Source organism: Streptomyces sp. NPDC026394, from assembly GCF_055567735.1.
This window is the reverse complement of record NZ_JBVHPX010000017.1, coordinates 58,669-75,956: the sequence shown is the minus strand read 5'-3', so window position 1 is coordinate 75,956 and position 17,288 is coordinate 58,669. Positions and strand designations below refer to the sequence as shown.

At 70.0% G+C, this 17,288-nt stretch carries 13 protein-coding genes; 6 read left to right on the top strand and 7 right to left on the bottom strand.

What is annotated here, in order from left to right:
• Positions 1–51 precede the first annotated feature (51 nt).
• The 3 genes from ACZ4QV_RS30705 to ACZ4QV_RS30695 form a co-directional block, all read right to left on the bottom strand.
• Positions 52–819, bottom strand: coding sequence for an SDR family NAD(P)-dependent oxidoreductase (locus ACZ4QV_RS30705; protein ID WP_361583546.1), 768 nt, complete (start codon positions 817–819; stop codon positions 52–54).
• 96 nt (positions 820–915) lie between these two features.
• The gene (locus ACZ4QV_RS30700) at positions 916–1,623 is read right to left on the bottom strand and encodes an SDR family oxidoreductase (protein WP_361583549.1); all 708 of its coding nucleotides are present in this window, start codon (positions 1,621–1,623) and stop codon (positions 916–918) included.
• Between the two features lie 111 nt (positions 1,624–1,734).
• A complete protein-coding gene (locus tag ACZ4QV_RS30695; RefSeq protein ID WP_361583552.1) occupies positions 1,735–2,400 on the bottom strand; it encodes a TetR/AcrR family transcriptional regulator in 666 nt (221 codons plus the stop codon).
• A 139-nt stretch (positions 2,401–2,539) separates the two neighbouring features.
• Here ACZ4QV_RS30695 and ACZ4QV_RS30690 point away from each other — a divergent pair, with 139 nt between their 5' ends.
• From ACZ4QV_RS30690 to serC, 6 genes are all read left to right on the top strand, one after another.
• Positions 2,540–4,063 (top strand): DHA2 family efflux MFS transporter permease subunit, encoded by a 1,524-nt coding sequence (locus tag ACZ4QV_RS30690; protein ID WP_361583555.1) that lies wholly within the window; start codon positions 2,540–2,542, stop codon positions 4,061–4,063.
• A gap of 65 nt (positions 4,064–4,128) precedes the next feature.
• On the top strand, positions 4,129–4,497 hold the full coding sequence (locus ACZ4QV_RS30685) for an amidohydrolase family protein (RefSeq protein WP_361583558.1): 369 nt from the start codon (positions 4,129–4,131) through the stop codon (positions 4,495–4,497).
• A gap of 282 nt (positions 4,498–4,779) precedes the next feature.
• Positions 4,780–5,943 (top strand): amidohydrolase family protein, encoded by a 1,164-nt coding sequence (locus tag ACZ4QV_RS30680; RefSeq protein WP_361583561.1) that lies wholly within the window; start codon positions 4,780–4,782, stop codon positions 5,941–5,943.
• A complete protein-coding gene (locus ACZ4QV_RS30675; RefSeq protein WP_361583564.1) occupies positions 5,943–6,632 on the top strand; it encodes an O-methyltransferase in 690 nt (229 codons plus the stop codon). Before ACZ4QV_RS30680 ends, ACZ4QV_RS30675 begins: the two co-directional genes overlap by 1 nt.
• Positions 6,633–6,679: 47 nt before the next feature.
• Positions 6,680–8,065, top strand: a complete 1,386-nt coding sequence (locus tag ACZ4QV_RS30670) for a glutamate-cysteine ligase family protein (RefSeq protein WP_361151891.1) — start codon at positions 6,680–6,682, stop codon at positions 8,063–8,065.
• 86 nt (positions 8,066–8,151) lie between these two features.
• Positions 8,152–9,297 carry a 3-phosphoserine/phosphohydroxythreonine transaminase gene (gene serC / locus ACZ4QV_RS30665; protein WP_361151894.1) on the top strand — a complete coding sequence of 382 codons (1,146 nt, stop codon included), beginning with the start codon at positions 8,152–8,154 and terminating at the stop codon, positions 9,295–9,297.
• Positions 9,298–9,401: 104 nt separating this feature from the next.
• Here the strand turns inward: serC and ACZ4QV_RS30660 are convergent, their stop codons facing one another.
• The 4 genes from ACZ4QV_RS30660 to ACZ4QV_RS30645 all read right to left on the bottom strand — a co-directional run bounded on the left by ACZ4QV_RS30660 (position 9,402) and on the right by ACZ4QV_RS30645 (position 16,844).
• Positions 9,402–10,196, bottom strand: a complete 795-nt coding sequence (locus tag ACZ4QV_RS30660; RefSeq protein ID WP_361583568.1) for a methyltransferase domain-containing protein — start codon at positions 10,194–10,196, stop codon at positions 9,402–9,404.
• Positions 10,193–11,752, bottom strand: a complete 1,560-nt coding sequence (locus ACZ4QV_RS30655; protein WP_361583571.1) for a class-II fumarase/aspartase family protein — start codon at positions 11,750–11,752, stop codon at positions 10,193–10,195. The genes ACZ4QV_RS30660 and ACZ4QV_RS30655 overlap by 4 nt, the downstream gene beginning before the upstream one ends.
• Before the next feature lie 466 nt (positions 11,753–12,218).
• Positions 12,219–12,632, bottom strand: a complete 414-nt coding sequence (locus tag ACZ4QV_RS30650; RefSeq protein WP_361615336.1) for a hypothetical protein — start codon at positions 12,630–12,632, stop codon at positions 12,219–12,221.
• A 105-nt stretch (positions 12,633–12,737) separates the two neighbouring features.
• Positions 12,738–16,844, bottom strand: coding sequence for a nucleic acid/nucleotide deaminase domain-containing protein (locus tag ACZ4QV_RS30645; protein WP_467763685.1), 4,107 nt, complete (start codon positions 16,842–16,844; stop codon positions 12,738–12,740).
• Positions 16,845–17,288 lie beyond the last annotated feature (444 nt).

Genomic DNA, 17,288 nt, shown 5'->3' with positions numbered 1-17,288 from the left:
GGCCCCACTGACAACGGCCCCGGCCCGCTCCCGCAGGGCCTGGGCCGCCCCTCAGCCGAGCAACGTGCCACCGGTCGCGTCGATGAAGGATCCTGTGATCCAGCGAGAGTCGTCCGAGGCGACGAAGGCCACGATGTCGGCGATGTCGCTGACCCGCCCGACCCGTTGGAACGCCGACAACTTCGACATCTCGCCGACTGCTTCCGCGTCGCCGAACACGGGGTCGCCGTTGTCTGTCACGCCAGGAGCGACGGTATTGATCGTTATGTTCTTCGCTGCGGCAATGGGCGCCATGTGCAGAGTGATCTGCTCCATGGCTCCCTTGCTCATCGCGTAAGCGATCTGGAGCGGGAAGGAAGAGCGTGTGATGCCCGAGGAGATGTTGATGATGCGCCCGCCCGACGGCATGATGTCCAAAACGCGTTGAATGATGAGGAACGGCGCCGCTGCGTTCACCGCGTAGTATTGATCGAGCATGTCGCAAGTTACTGCATCAGGCAGAGAGCCGCCGAACCCCGTGCGGGCCGCGTTGTTCACGAGGATGTCCACCACTTCCTCGCGTGCGTGTGCTGTGAGTTCCTTGGTCAAGGATGTGAATAATTCCTCCACGGCCTCGGGGCGGCCGAGCTGCGCGCGCAGCGGGAAAGCGCGTCCTCCCTCCTTCTCGATCAGATCGACGGTTTCTTGCGCCGCTGCTTCATTGACCGCATAGTGGACGGCGACCAATGCGCCATCGCGCGCCAGACGCAGCGCGATGCCGCGCCCGACCCCGCGACTGGCTCCAGTGACGAGCGCCACCTTGTCCTGCAACTTATCCATTTTTCGGCCTTCTGGGTCGTTCAGCGCTGACAACTCGCGGGTAGGCGGGTGCCGGCTCGTCAGGTATGCCGCTGTCTCGCGGGTACCTGTGCTGCCCTACCAGGGGACGATGCCGGAATTCCCGAAGAATTCCCCTGTGGGGCCGCCGCCACCCTCCATCGCCAGACGCACGATGACCTGCGCCCCTTCCTCGACGGTCTGGATGCCTGTGTGGCCGTTCAGATCCGTGGCGGTCCATCCGGGGTCCACCGCGTTGAACGCTATCCCCGGGAATGCTTTCGCGTACTGCACGGTCAGCATATTGAGCGCTGCCTTCGAGGTGTTGTAGCCGAGGCTGGCGTAGTACACGGGTACGTGGGAGACGTGCTGCTCCGGGTCGGCGGCGATGGCGAGCGATCCCAGCCCGCTGCTCACATTCACCACGGCGGGCGCGCTGCTTTTCTGCAGGAGCGGCAGAAACGCCTGTGTCACGCGCACGGCTCCGAAAAGATTCGGTGTGTACACCGCCTCGATGTCCTCGACCGTGATGTCCGCGGCTTCCTTCCGCGGCCCTGCGACGCCTGCGTTGTTGACCAGAACGTCGAGGTGGCCGGACCGTTCCCGTACGTACTCCGCGGCGGCCAGAACGCAATCGTCGTCGGTGACCTCGAGCAAGACGGACCGGGCACCGATCGCCTCCGCTGCCGCGCGGCCGCGCTCCGGATCGCGCGCCCCCACGTAGACAGTGTGCCCCGCTTCCCTCAGGCGTCGGGCGGTTTCAAAACCAAGCCCTCTGTTCGCGCCAGTGATCAGTGTCGTGGTCAAGGCGTCCTGCTCCTTTTTCGGACATGGATTCACGGAGGAGGCAACCGCTCTTCCGCAGACGGCGCCTCGGGGCGGCCGCCGGCAGCAGACGGACATCCCCTGTGTCAGCCTCTAAGTGTTCGCGTCGCGGGGGCCGTAGGCGCACAGGAACGTGTCGATCGCGGCATGTGCCACGGAGCGCAGTTCGGCGTCGGGTACCTCGCGGCTGCCCAGCCGCGAGCGCAGCTCCATGGGGCCCGTCAGCAGCGCCAGGAGCTGCTCGCTCGCCAACTCCGGTGACCGCAGGCTGAGTCGGCCGGCCAGTGCGAGGCGAGCCAAGCGATCGGCGAGTGTGTCGTGGATGCGCTGCGCCCCTTCCTGCTGGACGAAGTCGAGCAGGTCGGGGAAGTGTGCGGCTTCGGCGCACAGCAGCCCGCGCAGCGCCCGCGATTCCTCGCCGCAGTAGGCGCCCAGGAAGCGGTAACCGGCTTCCTGGAGCAGGGAACACACGTCACCGTCGGTTCTGCGCAGCTGGTCGAGTGCCGCCAGTTGCCGACTGGCTGTACGGAGGAGGGCGGCCCGCATCGACTCGTGGAACAGTGTCTCCTTGTCGCCGAGGTGATTGTAGATGGTGGGCTTGGCCACGCCGGCCTCGGACGCGATCTCTCGCACGCAGGACTGCCCGTATCCCTCGCGAGCGAACGTGCGGAACGCCGCCTCAAGGATGGCCTGCCGCTTGTCGATGCGCCCGCGCGTCTCCCCGCGCCTGCCCGATGCTGTCTTCTTGGCTTCGCTCACCCCGGCATCATACCGACAGTACTCGACGATTGAACCAGGAAGTACAAAAAAAGTCGCTTCCTGGTTGTGCTGCTAAGCGCTGGGGCGTTACGTTGAACCACCTGGTTCAAGTTCCTTTACGCCCGGCGGAGTTGAAGTCATGTCTCACACCAGCGACGACCGGCTGGATCCCGGCCTCTTACGGCTGATCGGTGTCACTCTGCTGGGCGGGATCATGGGGATCCTCGACAGCACCATGGTCACCGTCGCAGCCGACACGCTCGCCGGCGAGTTCGGCAGTTCGCTGAGTTCGATCAGTTGGGCCTCGACGGGCTACCTGCTCGCGCTCACGATCACCATCCCCATCACCAGCTGGGCCATCGGCAGGTTCGGCGTCAAGCGGCTCTGGTTGTTCGGTCTGCTCCTGTTCCTGGTCGGCTCGCTCGCCTCCGCTCTCGCGTGGGATGTGGCGAGTTTGATCGGCTTCCGGGTGGTCCAGGGTGTAGGCGCCGGTGTGGTCGACCCGCTGGTCCTGGTGATCCTGGCGCGGGCGGCCGGGCCCAGCCGGGCTGGGCGTGTCATGGGCATGATGGGAGTGGTGCTGTCCCTGGGACCGGTTCTGGGCCCGGTGCTGGGCGGCATCGTGCTCGAATCCATGGGGTGGCGCTCCATGTTCTACATCAACTTGCCCATCGGCATCATCGCCTTCCTGCTCGCGCTGCGGGTGATCCCGGCCGACCCCCCTGGTGTGCGGTCGTCCGGTGCCCGTCTCGACATTTTCGGCGCCGTGCTCATGGCTCCCGGTTTCGCGGCGCTGGTGCTCGCGCTCACCCAGGCTGGCGAGCACGCCAGTTTCGGCACGCCTTTCGTGCTCATTCCCCTGGTCATCGGCCTCGTGCTGCTTGCCGCGTACATGGTTCACGCGCTGCGCGCCAGGGACACGGAACCGCTGATCGACATCCGGCTCTTCGCCAGCCGCAGCTTTGCCGCGAGCGTCACCGTGCAGGGGCTGGTCGGGCTGGGTACTTATGCGGGACTGTTCGCGCTGCCCCTCTACTACCAGATGGTGCACGGGCACGATGCCCGTGCGGCGGGGCTGCTGGTGGCTCCGCTGGGGCTGGGCTCGGCTCTCGCCATGCCCCTGGCGGGACGGCTCAGTGACCGGCTGGGCCCCCGGAGCCTGGTGCGTGCGGGAGCAGTTCTGGCAGCGGCCGGCGCGGTCGTGCTCGCACGGCTCGGTGCGGACAGCAGCGAGGTGTGGTCGGCAGCGGCCGCGTTCGCCATCGGCGTGGGGCTCGGTGCTGTCGGCGCACCGACCATGGGATCGCTGTACCGGACGCTGCCGCCCGAGAAGGTCCCGCAGGGCAGCTCCATCCTCTACAACCTCAACCAGCTCGGCGGCGCGCTCGGTGTTGCCTGCGTCGCTCTGATCCTCGCAGCCGTCGGCACCGGAACCGCGGCAGGCGGAAAGATCGACGGGTTCCAGGACGCCTACTGGTTCGTACTGGCGGTAGCCGTGGTCATTCTGGTGGCCAGCTCCTTCCTGCCCGGCCGCCCCGAGACCCCGGCTCCGGCCCAGCCGGGCGCCGGCGCCGAGAGTGAGGCCGTCCCGCAGCCGACAGCCGCCCGGCAGTCGGAAGAGCAGAGCGCGCTTGCTGAAGGCGGAGGCCGGGTCGGCGGTTGACGCGTCACCGCGCCTCGGGAAGGCGCCTGTGACAGCAGCGCCGGCAGAGAGCCGGCTCCGTCCCGGTGAGACGGAGCCGGCTCTTCGGGTGTCCGGCTGCCCAAGCCCATGGCTCACAGCGGTGCCGGCAGCGCATGCGGGACGACGGTGTCCGTTTCTTGGCCGGTACCGACGCGGGTGTGCCAGGGGCCCGATTCGATGATTACGTCGGAACGCTTGAGTTTTTCGCCGGTGTGGGTTTCAGCCCGCGCGAAGTTCTTGAGATGGCCACCGTGAACCCCGCAGAGGCTCTCGGCTCGCGGAGCACTGGCGCGCTGGGCCCGGGAATGAGTGCTGACCTCATCGTCACCGACGGCAACCCTCTGACGGATCTGGGTGCCCTGCGCAAGATCCGGCACGTCTTCGCAGCAGGCAGGCGAAGCGCGGCAAGCTGATGCGGCGAAACCTCAGCACAACCACCCCACCCCGTCCCGCCCCTCCCCGCTTCCCCAGCCGGACACGGAAGAGACCGGCGGGACGGAAGTAACAACGGGAACTGCCTGAGGATTCATTGGCCGGGTGGCGGTCTTCCCTTTGCCCGCGGGGCGGCCACAATGGTCCGGAGTCTCGGACGCGGGGACGATATCCGTACGGGTGCACAAACACTGTGTGCGCGGGCCCGCGGGCCGGGCGCGCCGACCGACAGACCTTCCTGGGATCTCCCGAAGGAGTGGTACATGGTCGCTCATCGTGACTACCCCGTCATCGACGCCGACAGCCACATCGTGCTGCCCGACTCCGACGACTGGTGGCGGGGGAGGCTGCCCGAGAAGTATGCCGCCTGGATGCCGTCCTACCGGGACGACCGGCTGACCGCCGAGGGGCGGGTCATCGAACAGCCCTCGTCCACCTTCCACGGCCGGCCCACGCAGGCCGCCTGGTTCGGTGGCAGCCAGGGGGCCACCTACACCCCGGGGAGCTGGAAGTTCGACGATCCGGCCGCCGTGGACGTGCTCGGCGCCCTGCGGCGTGGCGGCCTGGATCCGAAGGACCGGCTCGCCGCCATGGACCGGGAGGGCATCAGCCGCGCCTACATCTTCCCGTCCAAGGTCCTCGGACTGCTTCCGGCCCTGCGCAGCTCCGCCTTCGCGTACGAGGTGGCCAAGGCGTACAACGACTGGGTGCTGGCCTACTGCGCCGAGGACCGGGAGCGGCTGTTCCCGGTGGCCGCGCTGCCGCAGCACGACCTCGTGCTGGCGGTGGACGAGGCGCGCCGGGTCCTGGAACAGGGTGTGCGCACCGTCATCCTGCGGCCCAACACCGTGGCCGGCACCAACATCGACGACCCGGTGTACGACCTGCTGTGGGAGTTCTGTCAGGAACACGATGTGGCGGTGTGTTTCCATGAGGGGTTCGGGGTCGCCCGCATTCCCCGTATCGGCACCGAACGCACCCACGACACCATGCAGGGCCACCTCGTCAGCCACACCTTCGAGCACATGATGGCGGTCATGCTGCTCATCACCGGTGGTGTCCTGGAGCGCTTTCCCGGAGTGCGGTTCGCCTTCATGGAAAGCGGGGCGGGCTGGGCCCCGTTCTGGCTGAACCGGATGGACGACCACGCCGAGCAGTTCGCCAAGGACCGGCCGCCGCTGCCCGAGCGGCCCAGTACGTATTTCAAGCGGCAGTGTTACCTGGGGGTGGAGCCGGAGGACCCGCTGCTGCCCACGCTCATCGAGCAGGGACTGGGGGAGAATCTGCTCTTCGCCAGCGATTTTCCGCACTTCGACGCCAAGTTCCCCGGCGCGGTCACGGCTCTGACCGACCGGAAGGACATCGACGAGGCGGCCAAGCGGCAACTGTTCTGCGACAACGCCCGCCGTTTCTTCGGGATCGGCTGATGGGGCGGGTTCCCGCGGAACCGGACACCCGGTTCACGGCTGTTCTGACGGAGCTGGAGGAACGGTCCCTCAAGGAGCAGCGGGAGCTGGAGGCGTTGCGCGCGCAGGGCGGCACCGCCCTGCGCGCCCGCGCCGGGTCTTTCATGCTCGACGTCGGCCCGGAGGTCGGCCAGTTGCTGAACACCCTGGTCAGGGCGGTGGCCGCGCGCACGGTCGTGGAGGTCGGCGGTTCGGTGGGCTACTCCACGCTCTGGCTCGCCGAGGCGGTACGGGCCACCGGCGGACGCCTGTACTCCATCGAGGTCGACCCCGCGAAACGGGCCGAGCAGCGGGACAACGTGACGCAGGCGGGGCTCGCCGACGTCGTCGAACTGACCGCGCTGGAGGCGCCCGCCCTCGTCCCCACCCTGTCCGGCCCCGTCGACCTCGTCCTCCTGGACCACTGGAAGGAGCTGTACGTACGGGACTTCGACGCCTGCTGGCCGGCGCTGCGTCCCGGCGGCCTGGTGGTGGCCGACAACATCCTGGTCCCGAAGAAGAACGCCGAGGTCATCGCCGCGTACCGGCGGCACGTGGGCGGCATGCCGGACGCGCAGAGCCAGGTACTGAAGATCGGGGACGGGGTCGAGTTCACCGTAAAGCGTGAAGCGCGGCCCGGCGTTCGGCGAGGGCCCGGTTCCGGGCCCTAGCGTGGCCCCGCCACCGCCGCCCCCTCTTCCGACGGAGAGCTTGGAACATGAAGATCGGCATCGAGTCAGAACTGCCCGTGGTCGACCGCCGGGGGGCCGCGGCCGACCGCCCGGCCGTACAGGCCGTCTTCGAACGGCTCGCCGCCCGACCGGACTTCGACCCGTACCACGACGCGACCACCGGCACGCTGGTCGGCGCCCGGTCGGCACGCGACCACGGCACCCTGGACGTGGGCAACGACTACGGTGTCTGCACGGTCGAGGCGGCCCTGCCGCCGGAAGAGGGGTTCGCCGCCGCCAAGGCCGCCTGGCACCGCACGCTCGACGACGTGGTGTTCCCGGCCCTGGCGGCCGAGGGGCTGTCCGCCCTCGCGCACGGCTGCCAGCCGCTGACCGAGACCCTCGGCGGCCCGTACCTGGCCGACAAGGCGCACTACGGCCTGTGGCTGGCACAGGCCGAGCGGTATCCGGGGCACTACGCCAGCGACGCCTGGCCCGGGTTCGCCGCCGTCCAGTTCAACGTCGACGTCCCGCTGCCGCGGGTGATCGACGCCTGCAACACGCTCATCAAGATGACACCGCTGATCTTCGCGTGGGGCGCCAACTCGGCGGTGTTCGGCGGCCGGGTGCAGCCCTGGCACTCCCTGCGGCTGCGCGGCTACACGGAACTGTCCGAGACCAACCCGTTCTTCGCCCACCGTCTGCACTATCCCCGCCACCTGTACGGCAGCCTCGCGGACTACATGCGTGCGGCCTGGGCGCTGCCGATCTTCGAGGTCACCCGGCACGGCGTCCTCCACACCCCGCTGGTGCCCGAGCTGACGACGCGGCAGTTCGCCGAGGCGGGCCACGCCGAATTCGTGGACCCGGACGGCACCAAGCGCATCCTGCACTGCACCACCGCCGACCTGGCGTCCGGCCTCGTCTTCTGCTGGCCGGCCGTACGGGTACGGATGCGGCTGGACGAGTCGTGCACCGTCGCCGAGGTGCTGGAGGCGGTGGCGGCGGGCCGGGGCGAGGCGGTGCTCCGGGACGGCGGACGCGGCACCTTCGTCGAGATCCGCCATCTGCCCACGATGAACCGGGAGGAGACGTTCGCGTGGCTGGCCGTCCTGCTGGGCTGGCTGGGCGACACCGAGGGCTGCCGCGACCTGTTCGGCGGCTGGTCGCTCCAGGACGCCCGTACGGCCGCCGCCGAGGTCCAGACCCGCGGCTGGGCGGCCGAGGTCGCCGGGGTGCCGCTGCCGGAGTGGGGCCGGCGCGCCCTGGACCTGGCGGCCGAGTCGCTGCGCCGGGAGCCGGTGGCGCCCGTCGAGGAGCTGGAACCGCTGGCCCGGCGGCTGCGGGACCGGACGAGCCCGGCGACCGACGCCGTCGCGCAGGTCCGTTCCGAGGGCATCGAGGCGTTCGTGGAGGGGCTGCGGATGTGCTGAGGGGGTGGGGGCGGTGGCCGTACGTGAAGGCGCCCGCGCCGTGCGGAGGGCCTGAGGACGTACAGACGACCGGGAGGGGCGGCGGGATGGGACGGCTGCAGACGCAGGGCAACCGGCGGGGCGCGCCCGGCACGCCGCCGGAGCCCCGGGACGCGTACAACTTCTCCGCGGGACCCGCGACGCTGCCCCGGCCGGTGGCGCGGCGGGTGCGCGAGGAGTTCGCGGCGCACGCGGGCGACGGTGCGTCGATCATCGAGATCAGCCACAAGCATCCCCGCTTCACCGGCGTACTCGACTCCACCGTGGCGCTGTACCGGGAGGTGACCGGGCTCCCGGCGGACCACCAGGTGCTGTTCGTGCACGGCGGCGCCCGGATGCAGTGCGCCGCCGTGCCGCTCAACCTCATCGGCCGGTCACCGACCCGCACCGCCGGGTACGTCGTCACCGGCCTGTTCGCCCAGCAGGCGCAGCGCGAGGGCGCCCGCTACGGCACCGCTGTGACCGTCGCTGGCAGCCAGGACACCGGTTTCGACCGGATACCGGAGGTGACCGTACGGGATTGCCCGCCGGACGCCGCCTTTCTCCACCTCACCAGCAACAACACCGTCCACGGCACCCGCTGGAACGATTTTCCGCAGGACTGCCCCGCCCCGCTGGTGGCCGACGCCACCAGCGACATCCTCTCCCGGCGGCTGGACCACAGCCGGTTCGGCATCGTCTACGCCGGGTTCCAGAAGAACCTGGGGCCCGCCGGCACGGCCCTGGTGACCGTCCGCGACGACCTGCTCGGCCACGCCCTGTCCGAGACGCCCCGGCTGCTGGACTACTCCGTCCACGCGGCGTCCAAGTCCCTCGACAACACCCCGAACACCTTCGCCGTCTTCGTCCTCTCCCTCACGCTGGAGTGGATACGCGACCAAGGCGGCCTCGCGGCGGTCGAGCGGACGAACCTGGCCAAGGCACGGCTGCTCTACGAGGAACTGGACCGTACGGCGTTCTACCGCCCCACCGCCCACCCGGCCCACCGCTCCGTCACCAACATCGTCTTCCGGCTCGCCGACGAATCGCTGACCGGGGAGTTCCTGGACCGCGCGCGGGAGGAGGGGCTTCTCGGGCTGGCCGGGCACCGCCTGGTGGGAGGGGTGCGGGCGTCCGTCTACAACGGGATGCCCCTGGAGGGCGTACGGGCGCTGGCCGATTTCCTCCGGGAGTTCGCGCGAGTACGGGGGTGAGGCGGCGGGCGGGCCGCGCCTGCGGGGAGGGTGGGGTGGGGCCCGGCCCGAGAGGCGGTCCGGCCCCCTCGGAGCGGTTCAGTCGCCGGGCCCCACGGACTCGCTCAGTCTCCGGGCTTGACCACGGTGAACGCGTACCGGCCGAGGCTGAAGAAGTACCGGCCCGCCGCGTCCAGCTCGCGCAGCTCCCGGCCCCAGGCCCTGGTCTCGTCCGGGTCCGCGCGGGGGTGGCCGACGAGGAACGCCTCGATGAAGCCGACCTGCCAGTAGCTGTAGGCGTCGCGGTGGCACCGCCGGTTGAGGAAGGTCAGCGTGGTCAGGCTCTCCTCGGTGAACCCGGCCTCCCGGAGCAGCGGGCCGAGCCGCCGGGGCAGCCGGGGGTCGGCGACATGGTCCTCCCACAGAGTGAGGACGCGCCGCATCCGGGGGCGGTCGGCGGAGTGCCACACCAGGGAGTCCCAGTCGGTGTCGAGCACCACCGCGCGGCCTCCCGGGCGCAGCACCCGGTACAGCTCGGCCAGCGCCTGTTCGATGTCACCGACGTACTCGTACACCTGTGAGGAGACGGCGGCGTCGAACGACGCGTCGGGGAACGGGATCTGCTCGCAGCGCCCTGCCACCAGGCTGACCCGCGCGCCGGCCGGCGCGCACCGTGCCCTCGCCAGGTCCAGCATCGACGCGCTGATGTCGATGCCGTACACCGCGCCGTCCGGGCCGACCGGGTCCACCAGCTCCGAGACCAGGTAGCCGGGGCCGCAGCCGACGTCCAGCACCCGCTGCCCGGATGTCACGGCGAGCTGCCGGAGCAGGTGCCGCCGCTGCCCGCGCATCTCGGGAGTGTGCGCCTCGATGTCGGCCTCGCAGGCCCGTTCGCCGTCGAAGCGCAGGAGCGCGGTCATGAGGGCACCCCCTCCTCCGCGCGATCCGCCCGGGGCACGCCGGGCGTTGCGGGCGGGGGCGGCCGGAGCCGGGCGCGGGCCACCGCCCGGTCGGTCAGGGCGCCGGCCTCGCCCACGTAACGGGCAGGATCGAGCAGATCGTCGAGCGTGGCGGCGGGGATCCGGGAAGTGATGTCCGCGCACTCGCGTACGCAGGCGCGCAGGGGGCGGCCGTCGCTCTGTGCCCGCTGGCTCACCGCGTACACGAGGGTGTGCGCGGTCTGCTTGCCGATGCGTTCGCCCAGCGCCAGCATCAGCGCCTCCGTGCACAGGAACTCCGCCACCGAGGCCGCGTTCGCCGCCATCCGCTCGCGGTGCACCTGGAGCCCGGCGAGGACGTCGTTCAGGATCGCCAGCGCAGCCAGCGTGTAGTGCGACACATCGGCGACGGTGACCCACTCCATCCGCAGGCCCCGCGCGTCGCGCTCGTGCTCCTGCACCATGCCCTCGACGCCGAGCGCGGCGGCGGAGCGGGCCAGCCGGGCCAGCAGGACGACCTGTTCGGAGCGTTCGGGATTGCGCTTGTGCGGCATGGTACTGCTGCCCACCCGCCCGTACTCCCAGCCCTCGGACAGTTCGCCGACCTCGGCGCGCGAGAGGACCCGGATCTCCTCGGCGATCCGGGCCAGCGTCCCCGTCAGCAGGGCCAGGGTGGTGCCGTACTCCGCCACCCGGTCCCGCGCGACATGCCAGCCGACGGCGGGCTCCCCGAGTCCGAGGCGGGCGGCGAAGTCGGTGAGCAGTTCCTGCCCGCGCCCGTGGAACCCGGCCATGGTGCCGACGCCGCCGTGCAACTGGGCCACCAGGGCCCGTTCGCGCAACTGGGCCAGCCGCTCGCCGTGCCGCCCCAGTTCGTCGAGCCAGCTCGCCACTTTGAGACCGAAGGTGATCGGCAGCGCGGGCTGGGCGTGGGTGCGGCCCACCATCAGAGAGTCGCGGTGGGTCCCGGCCAGCGCGATCAGCCGCGTCGTCATGGCGGCGAGTTCCCGGTCCGCCTCGTCGAGCACGTCCCGCATCTCCAGGGACTGTGCGGTGTCCTGGATGTCCTGGGTGGTGGCTCCCAGGTGCACCGTCTCACCCGAGTCCGCCTCGCAGGCCGCCGCCAGGCCGCGCAGCAGCGGTACGAGGGAGTGGCCCGTACGGCGGAACTCCGGCGCCAGGGAGACCAGGTCGATCCGGCCCGGCTCACAGGCCCGCGCCACCTGCGCCGCCGTGCCGGGCGCGAGCATGCCGAGCCGTTCCTGACTGGCCGCCAGGGCCGCCTCCACCCGCAGCCATCGTTGCAGCCGACATCGGTCACAGAAGATCCGGCGGCTGGTGGCCGTGGCGTACCCCTGCCCGTGGAAGAGCGAATCCAGTACGTGTCCCCGCTCGTGCCCGCACTCCGCCACCGTGCGGCCGCCGTCACCCCCGAACACGGGTGGCGCGGGCGCGGGCGCGTCGGGCCCGTGGGGGAGGCCGTCCCCGTACGGGGCGGGTGCCGCGGGTGCCTGCTGGTGCCTGCGAGAAACAGCCATGAATCCTCGCATTCAGTGAGTTGCTTCTAGGTCACTTCGGTCATCCCGGCAGAACTCGCCTCATGGCACCACACGGGGGAGTCGGGGCCAATAGGGTGCGCGGTGGCTGTTCCCGGGGGACCGGTGAGCCTTGCTGTGCGGGGGAGAGGAGCCGGAGCGTCGCGGCGGGCGAGCCGCGGAAGGCAAGTCCCGTCGGCGCGACGCCCCAGCCGTCCCCGGCTCGGTCGGCTCTGCCCGGCATGGCGGGCCGCCCGCGAACCAGTCACCGGCGTGTCTCCTCGCCTGCGACTCACCACCTGTGCCCGCCCCTCGCCGTTCTGTCCATGAGCCTGCGGCGGCTCTCCCGGCGGCGTGCTGGGGCCCTGGCCCGCATGGCCGACGAGTCCCGGAGTTGTCGCCGCCGAGCCGAGAAACCTGCCTCGACGTGAGCGTCGGACTCAGCCTCGCTCGTTCTTGCCGGCATCTCTCAAGAAGCACCCTGATCCTCGTCCGCAACCTCCCGCACGCGGACTGCCGTCGGGCGCATGTCGTCCTCCGCGGCTTCGGCCTGAAGTCCCGCGGAAGCAAGGATGTGAATCATCGCGTCCTGCATATACCGGCCAACTGCCCCGGAATGCCGGATCTCTCGCGCCTGGAGCTGGCCGCTCTGTACTTTTTCAAGCGCGGTACGCGTAAGCGTCGGGTGGGTTTTCCAGGTCACGTAGACCCCTCCCGCTGCGTCGTCCCCGAGGTCGACTTCGACCTCTGCTCCGGGCGGGCCTCCGGCACCGTCCTGCAAGAACGCGGTAAAACCCGCCAGTTCCAGCTCTCGGAGCGCCCGGACAGCCAGCGCATTCCTCTCGTTCAGCACCTCACCGGTCACTTCGCTGTAGTCATACATTTCTGCTCACTCTTCCAGTGCTCGTGGTGTGTGCTGCCCCGAAGGGGGCCCGGCCGGTCTCCCCGTGCTGCTGATTCCCGCCGGGCCCCGAATCAACTGCCCGGCTCAGCCCCTGGCGTCGCGGATCATGTCGCGCAGGGACACTGCGTACAGCTGGTTCAGGTCGTAATCGTCCGTCCAGGGGACGGACCACCTGATGGGCGTACCCGGTTTCAACGCCCCTTCGAGCAGGGGTGCACACGCTCCACAGGGCTGACGTTCACTGTAAAGCTCGGTGATCTGCGTCGGCTTGAAGCCCCGTTCCGCCAGTTGGTCCAGAATATGGTTTTCCGAGTGGTAGCTGTTGCCCTTGCTGAATCCGACCACGATGTCACCGGTTTTGGGGTCGTTCCACCCCGGCACCCGCGCGGCCGCGAAATTCCGTCCGGGCGTCACTCCGGTCCCGATCCTGCCCTGGTAAGCGGCGCGGCTCAGCGCATCGCTATTGTAGGCGATGATCCCTTCGCAGGAGTTCGGCCGGGAAGCGGCGAAGGCGACCGTACGAGAGCGTCTGGTGCAGGACTTGAGAAGGTCGTCGACGGCCTTGATCCCGGTGCCCAGGAGGACTTCCTCCGAGACGCCGAGGGCCCGCAGCCCCTTCCATGCGTCCGCGAATCCGATGCCGGTCCTGGCCGACGCGTCGAGGGCCCGAATTCCGTCGGCGAGGGCGCCCAGCGGCTTTCCGACGGGAGCGAACATGGCCAGTGCCCAGGCGCAACTGGACGAGCTGCCGTGCAGACACCTGACGAAATCACCGAGGATGACCTCGTAGAGCACCGTACCCAGCGCGTCACCGAAGAGGTTCTGCCAGCCCAGACGGAGAATGTCGCTGCCGCTGAAGTGATGGTTCCACTGGCTGGTCTGGTTCTTGAACGTCTGCCGGTCGACGTAGCGCCAGGCCTTTTTGGGGCAGCCCGCGGCGGTGGCGAGGGCGTTCGCGTCGGTGCACAGGTAGAAGTCGGCGACGACGTCCATGTGCAGCGTATAGGTCGCATTGCAGCCGACCAGGGGCGCGTTGGCCGGGCACTCGCCGATCTGGTCCGCGCTGATCAGCTTGGACGCGCTCTCGTCGATGACATAGAACACGCCACCGACACCGGTACCGGCCCCCGTGGAGACCTGCTTGTTGGCCTGCTTCCGTTCGGCCTCGTCCGCTGCGTCCTGGGCCGAGTCGGCATACCTCTGCGCGTCTTTGGCCGCTTCTTCGGCGGCGGTGGCGTCCGCGTCCGCGCGGTCGGCCGCCGCGCGGGCATCACGGGCGGCCTGTTCCGCCGCGTCGGCGGCCGCGTGGGCCGCTTCGGCGTCGAGGGCCGCCGCGTCCGCAGCGGCCCGGGCGCCCTTGGCGTAGCCCTCCGCCCGGCCCGCGGCCGCGTCGGCCGCGGCAGCGTCCACGGTGGCCTGCCGGTCGTACTCGATGGTACGGCTCAACGACTGCGCGGCCTTGGACGCCGCCGCGGCCGCTTCGGCAGCATGGCCGAGCGCCTCATTGGCGTAACCACGGGCCTCCGCCGCGTAATCGGCGGCCCGAGCGGCGCTCTGGTAAGCGGCCTTCGTGTCCGCGGCGGCCTTGTCGGCGAGGCTCTTGGCGAGCTCGGCTTCCTTCTTGGCGTTCTTGGCATGCGCCTCGGCCACCGCGGCCTGCTGCTCGGCGATGGTCTTCGACGCCTGCCCGGTGAGCACGACCAGCGGGGCAGCGGAGTCGGTGGTGGCGTAGCGCGAGCCCAGCTGGATGGCGTCGTTGGCCGGCTTGGCGACCTGTGCCGCCGCCTGGCGGGCGTCCGCGGCCGCCTGCGCGGTGGCATAGGCGAAGCCGGCGGCCTTCGCCGCTGCCGCCCGGGCCTTGACGGTCTCCTTCCCGGCCTCGTCGGCGTGGGCCTTGGCATCCTTGGCGTGCTGCTCGGCCGCCTCGGCGTCCTTGACCGCGGCGTTGGCCTCGGCAGCGGCGTGCTGGGACGCGGCGATGGCGTCAGCGGCGGCGCTGGTGGCCGTCCTGACCGCGGCATCGGCCTTCAGCTTGTCGGCCTGGGCCGCGTCGGAAGCGGCGCGGGACCGGCTCGCGGCGGCTTCGGCACGCGTGGCGGCGGCATCCGCGTCCGCGGCGGCCTGTGAAGCCGCATCGGCCTCGCCACGGGCCGACTTCGCTGCCGATTCGGCAGCGGTGGCCGCCCGATCCGCGTCATCGGCCGCCGCACGGGCCGCCTTGGCGTTGTCGTCGGCCTCGTGCGCGTCGGCGTACGCGCCCTTCGCGTCCGCCTTGGCACGGGCCGCGTCCGCCTTTTGTTCGGCGTCCCAGGCATCGTCCCGCTTGGCCTTGGCACTGTCGCGGGCCGACTCCGCCGCTTTACGCCGGTCGGCGGCAGTGGCGGCCGCGGTATCGGCCTGCTGCTTCGCCCCTTCCGCCGTGGACCGGTAATTCTCGGCGTTGCGCCGGTGCTGCGCGGCATCGGCCTTCTTGGCGTCCGCCTTTTCCTTCTCCGCCTTGGCCGTCTTCTCCTCGGCCTCCGCAAGCAGCCGCTTGGCGTGCGCATCGGCCGCCGCGGTCTTGGCGTCGGCCTCCGCCTTGAGCGTTTCCCGCAGCTTGGCTTCGGCGGTCTCCTTGTCCTTCTTCGCGTTGTCGCGGTGCTCCTTCGCGGAGGCCGCCGAGGCTTTGGCCTGCTGTTCGGCGTACTGTGCTGCCTGCTTACGGAATTCCGCCTTCGACTGCGCCGCCTGGGCCAGCGCGCGCTGCGCGATGGTCGCGCTGTCGGAGGCCGAAGCCCGCGTGGCCGACTCCGCTGTCTGCCCGGCGACGACCATCGCCTCCAGCGCCGCCGCCACCCCATGGGTGACCTGCGCCTTCTGCTGCGCGACCAGCAACCCGCGCCCGCGCGGCGCCCCATTGGTGTCGGCGATGGCGTGGGCGGCCTGCTCGGCGGTGTCGGAGGCGGTGACCGCCCGCTTGGCCGCCGATGCCTGCTGCGTGAGCAGAATCAGTTGCGCCTTCGCCACCGCTCGTGCCTGCCCCAGGCTCTTCTTGGCTTTGGCGAACTGCGCGGCGTCGGGCTTACTGGGCTCTTTGCTGCCGGCGCCACCGGGCGACCAGTACGACTGCCACCGGGCGACATGGTCGGCCACCCAGGAGTTGCCCAGCATATTGCCGAGAATCTTCGCCCCGGAGGCCAGCGCCGTCGTCGCCCCGGTGTTGGCGTCCAGAATCTGGTTGCGCTGTGCGGCCTGTGAGGCGATCTCCTGCTGCCACTCCTGGGCAGCGCTGCTCACCTCGTCGCCGAGCACCTTGCCCGGGTCGATCGGGTCGCGCCACGCGCAAGCGGCGAAGCGGGCTTTGAGATTCTCGACCGCGACGCGGAACTCGGCGCTGTCCGGCTGCGGAGCCGACTTCGGGAATCCGCCCGATTCCAGAAAGATCCGGGCGTTGTCGGCCCCCATCGGCTCGAACACGTCGTCCGTGAGAGATACGTACGCATCGTGTTCGGCGTTGGCCCGGTTCCACTCGTCGGGCGGCAGGCCGGTGTCCGGATCTTTGGAGTACAGCGGACCGCCGAGGTCGGTCACCGCCTTCTTGGTGGCGTCGTCGGCAGTGGGGGTGGGGTCCTTGTAGAACTCCTCCTCGTCCTTCCAGAACTGCCCTGCGTGCCACTGCCAGAGGCCGGTCTGGTAGTAGAAATTCTTCTTTCCGTCACCCGGAGAGCCGGGCGGCCAGTGGAAGCCGGTCTCGGTGAAACCGCCCGGCGTGTCCAGGCCGTCCAGAGGCGCCTTCCACCCCTGAACCAGGGCGTCGAGGGACTCCACCGCCTTGTCCGCGGCACTTTCGTCAGCGGCATACGCCCGGCCGAGGGGAGTGTCCTCCCAGTAATCGCGGTTGGCCAGCACCCGCAGTTTGTCCGGCGGCTGGTTGAGACCGTCCTGGGCTGCCGCGGCCATGGACGCCCCACCCAGCCGCAGCACGTCGTTCATCAGGCACTGGTCTTCGCGCAACTGCTCGGCCGAGGCAACGCTGAGCCGGCCGTAGGAGTCGGCGGCCTTGGCGGTGCGTCCCGCCTGCTTCGCCGTCAGGTCCTCCGGCTGAACAGCAAGACCGGCCAGCAGAGCCAGCGCGGTGACCGGGGTCAGCGCCGGAGCTAAACGGGCAAGTCTTCGCTTTCGGCGCTTGTCCGCCATACCTCTGAGAAACAACTCGACTCCTTCCACGCGGCCCTGGGCAGCGCGAAACATGCGTGTGACGGATCAGGTGAAACCCGCGCCTGCTGCCGGGGGTTGACGCCAGGGCGTCAGCAAATGGGATGGCCGCCCGGTTATGTCAACGGGCGTGTTCTTCGTCGGTAGGGCACGGGTTCTTCACAGTAGGCACGCTGGATGTGCATATGACAAGATCCGCGAGGCGGTCGGCCCCGGATCGTGATCGTTGTGGGATCACGGCCGTGATGTACGGACAGGGGGGTAGGCCAACGCCAGGGCGTCCCGGAGAGGTACGAGGGACGTCGCGGCCGCCGCGCCCAACGACCTGCCCAACGGTCTGGACAGCGCCACCTGACGCTTCACGGGACGACCTTGCACAGGTAGGCGCAACTGCTCTCCAGCGTCCACGTGTTCTGGAAGCCCTGAGTATGGCCGCCCGCG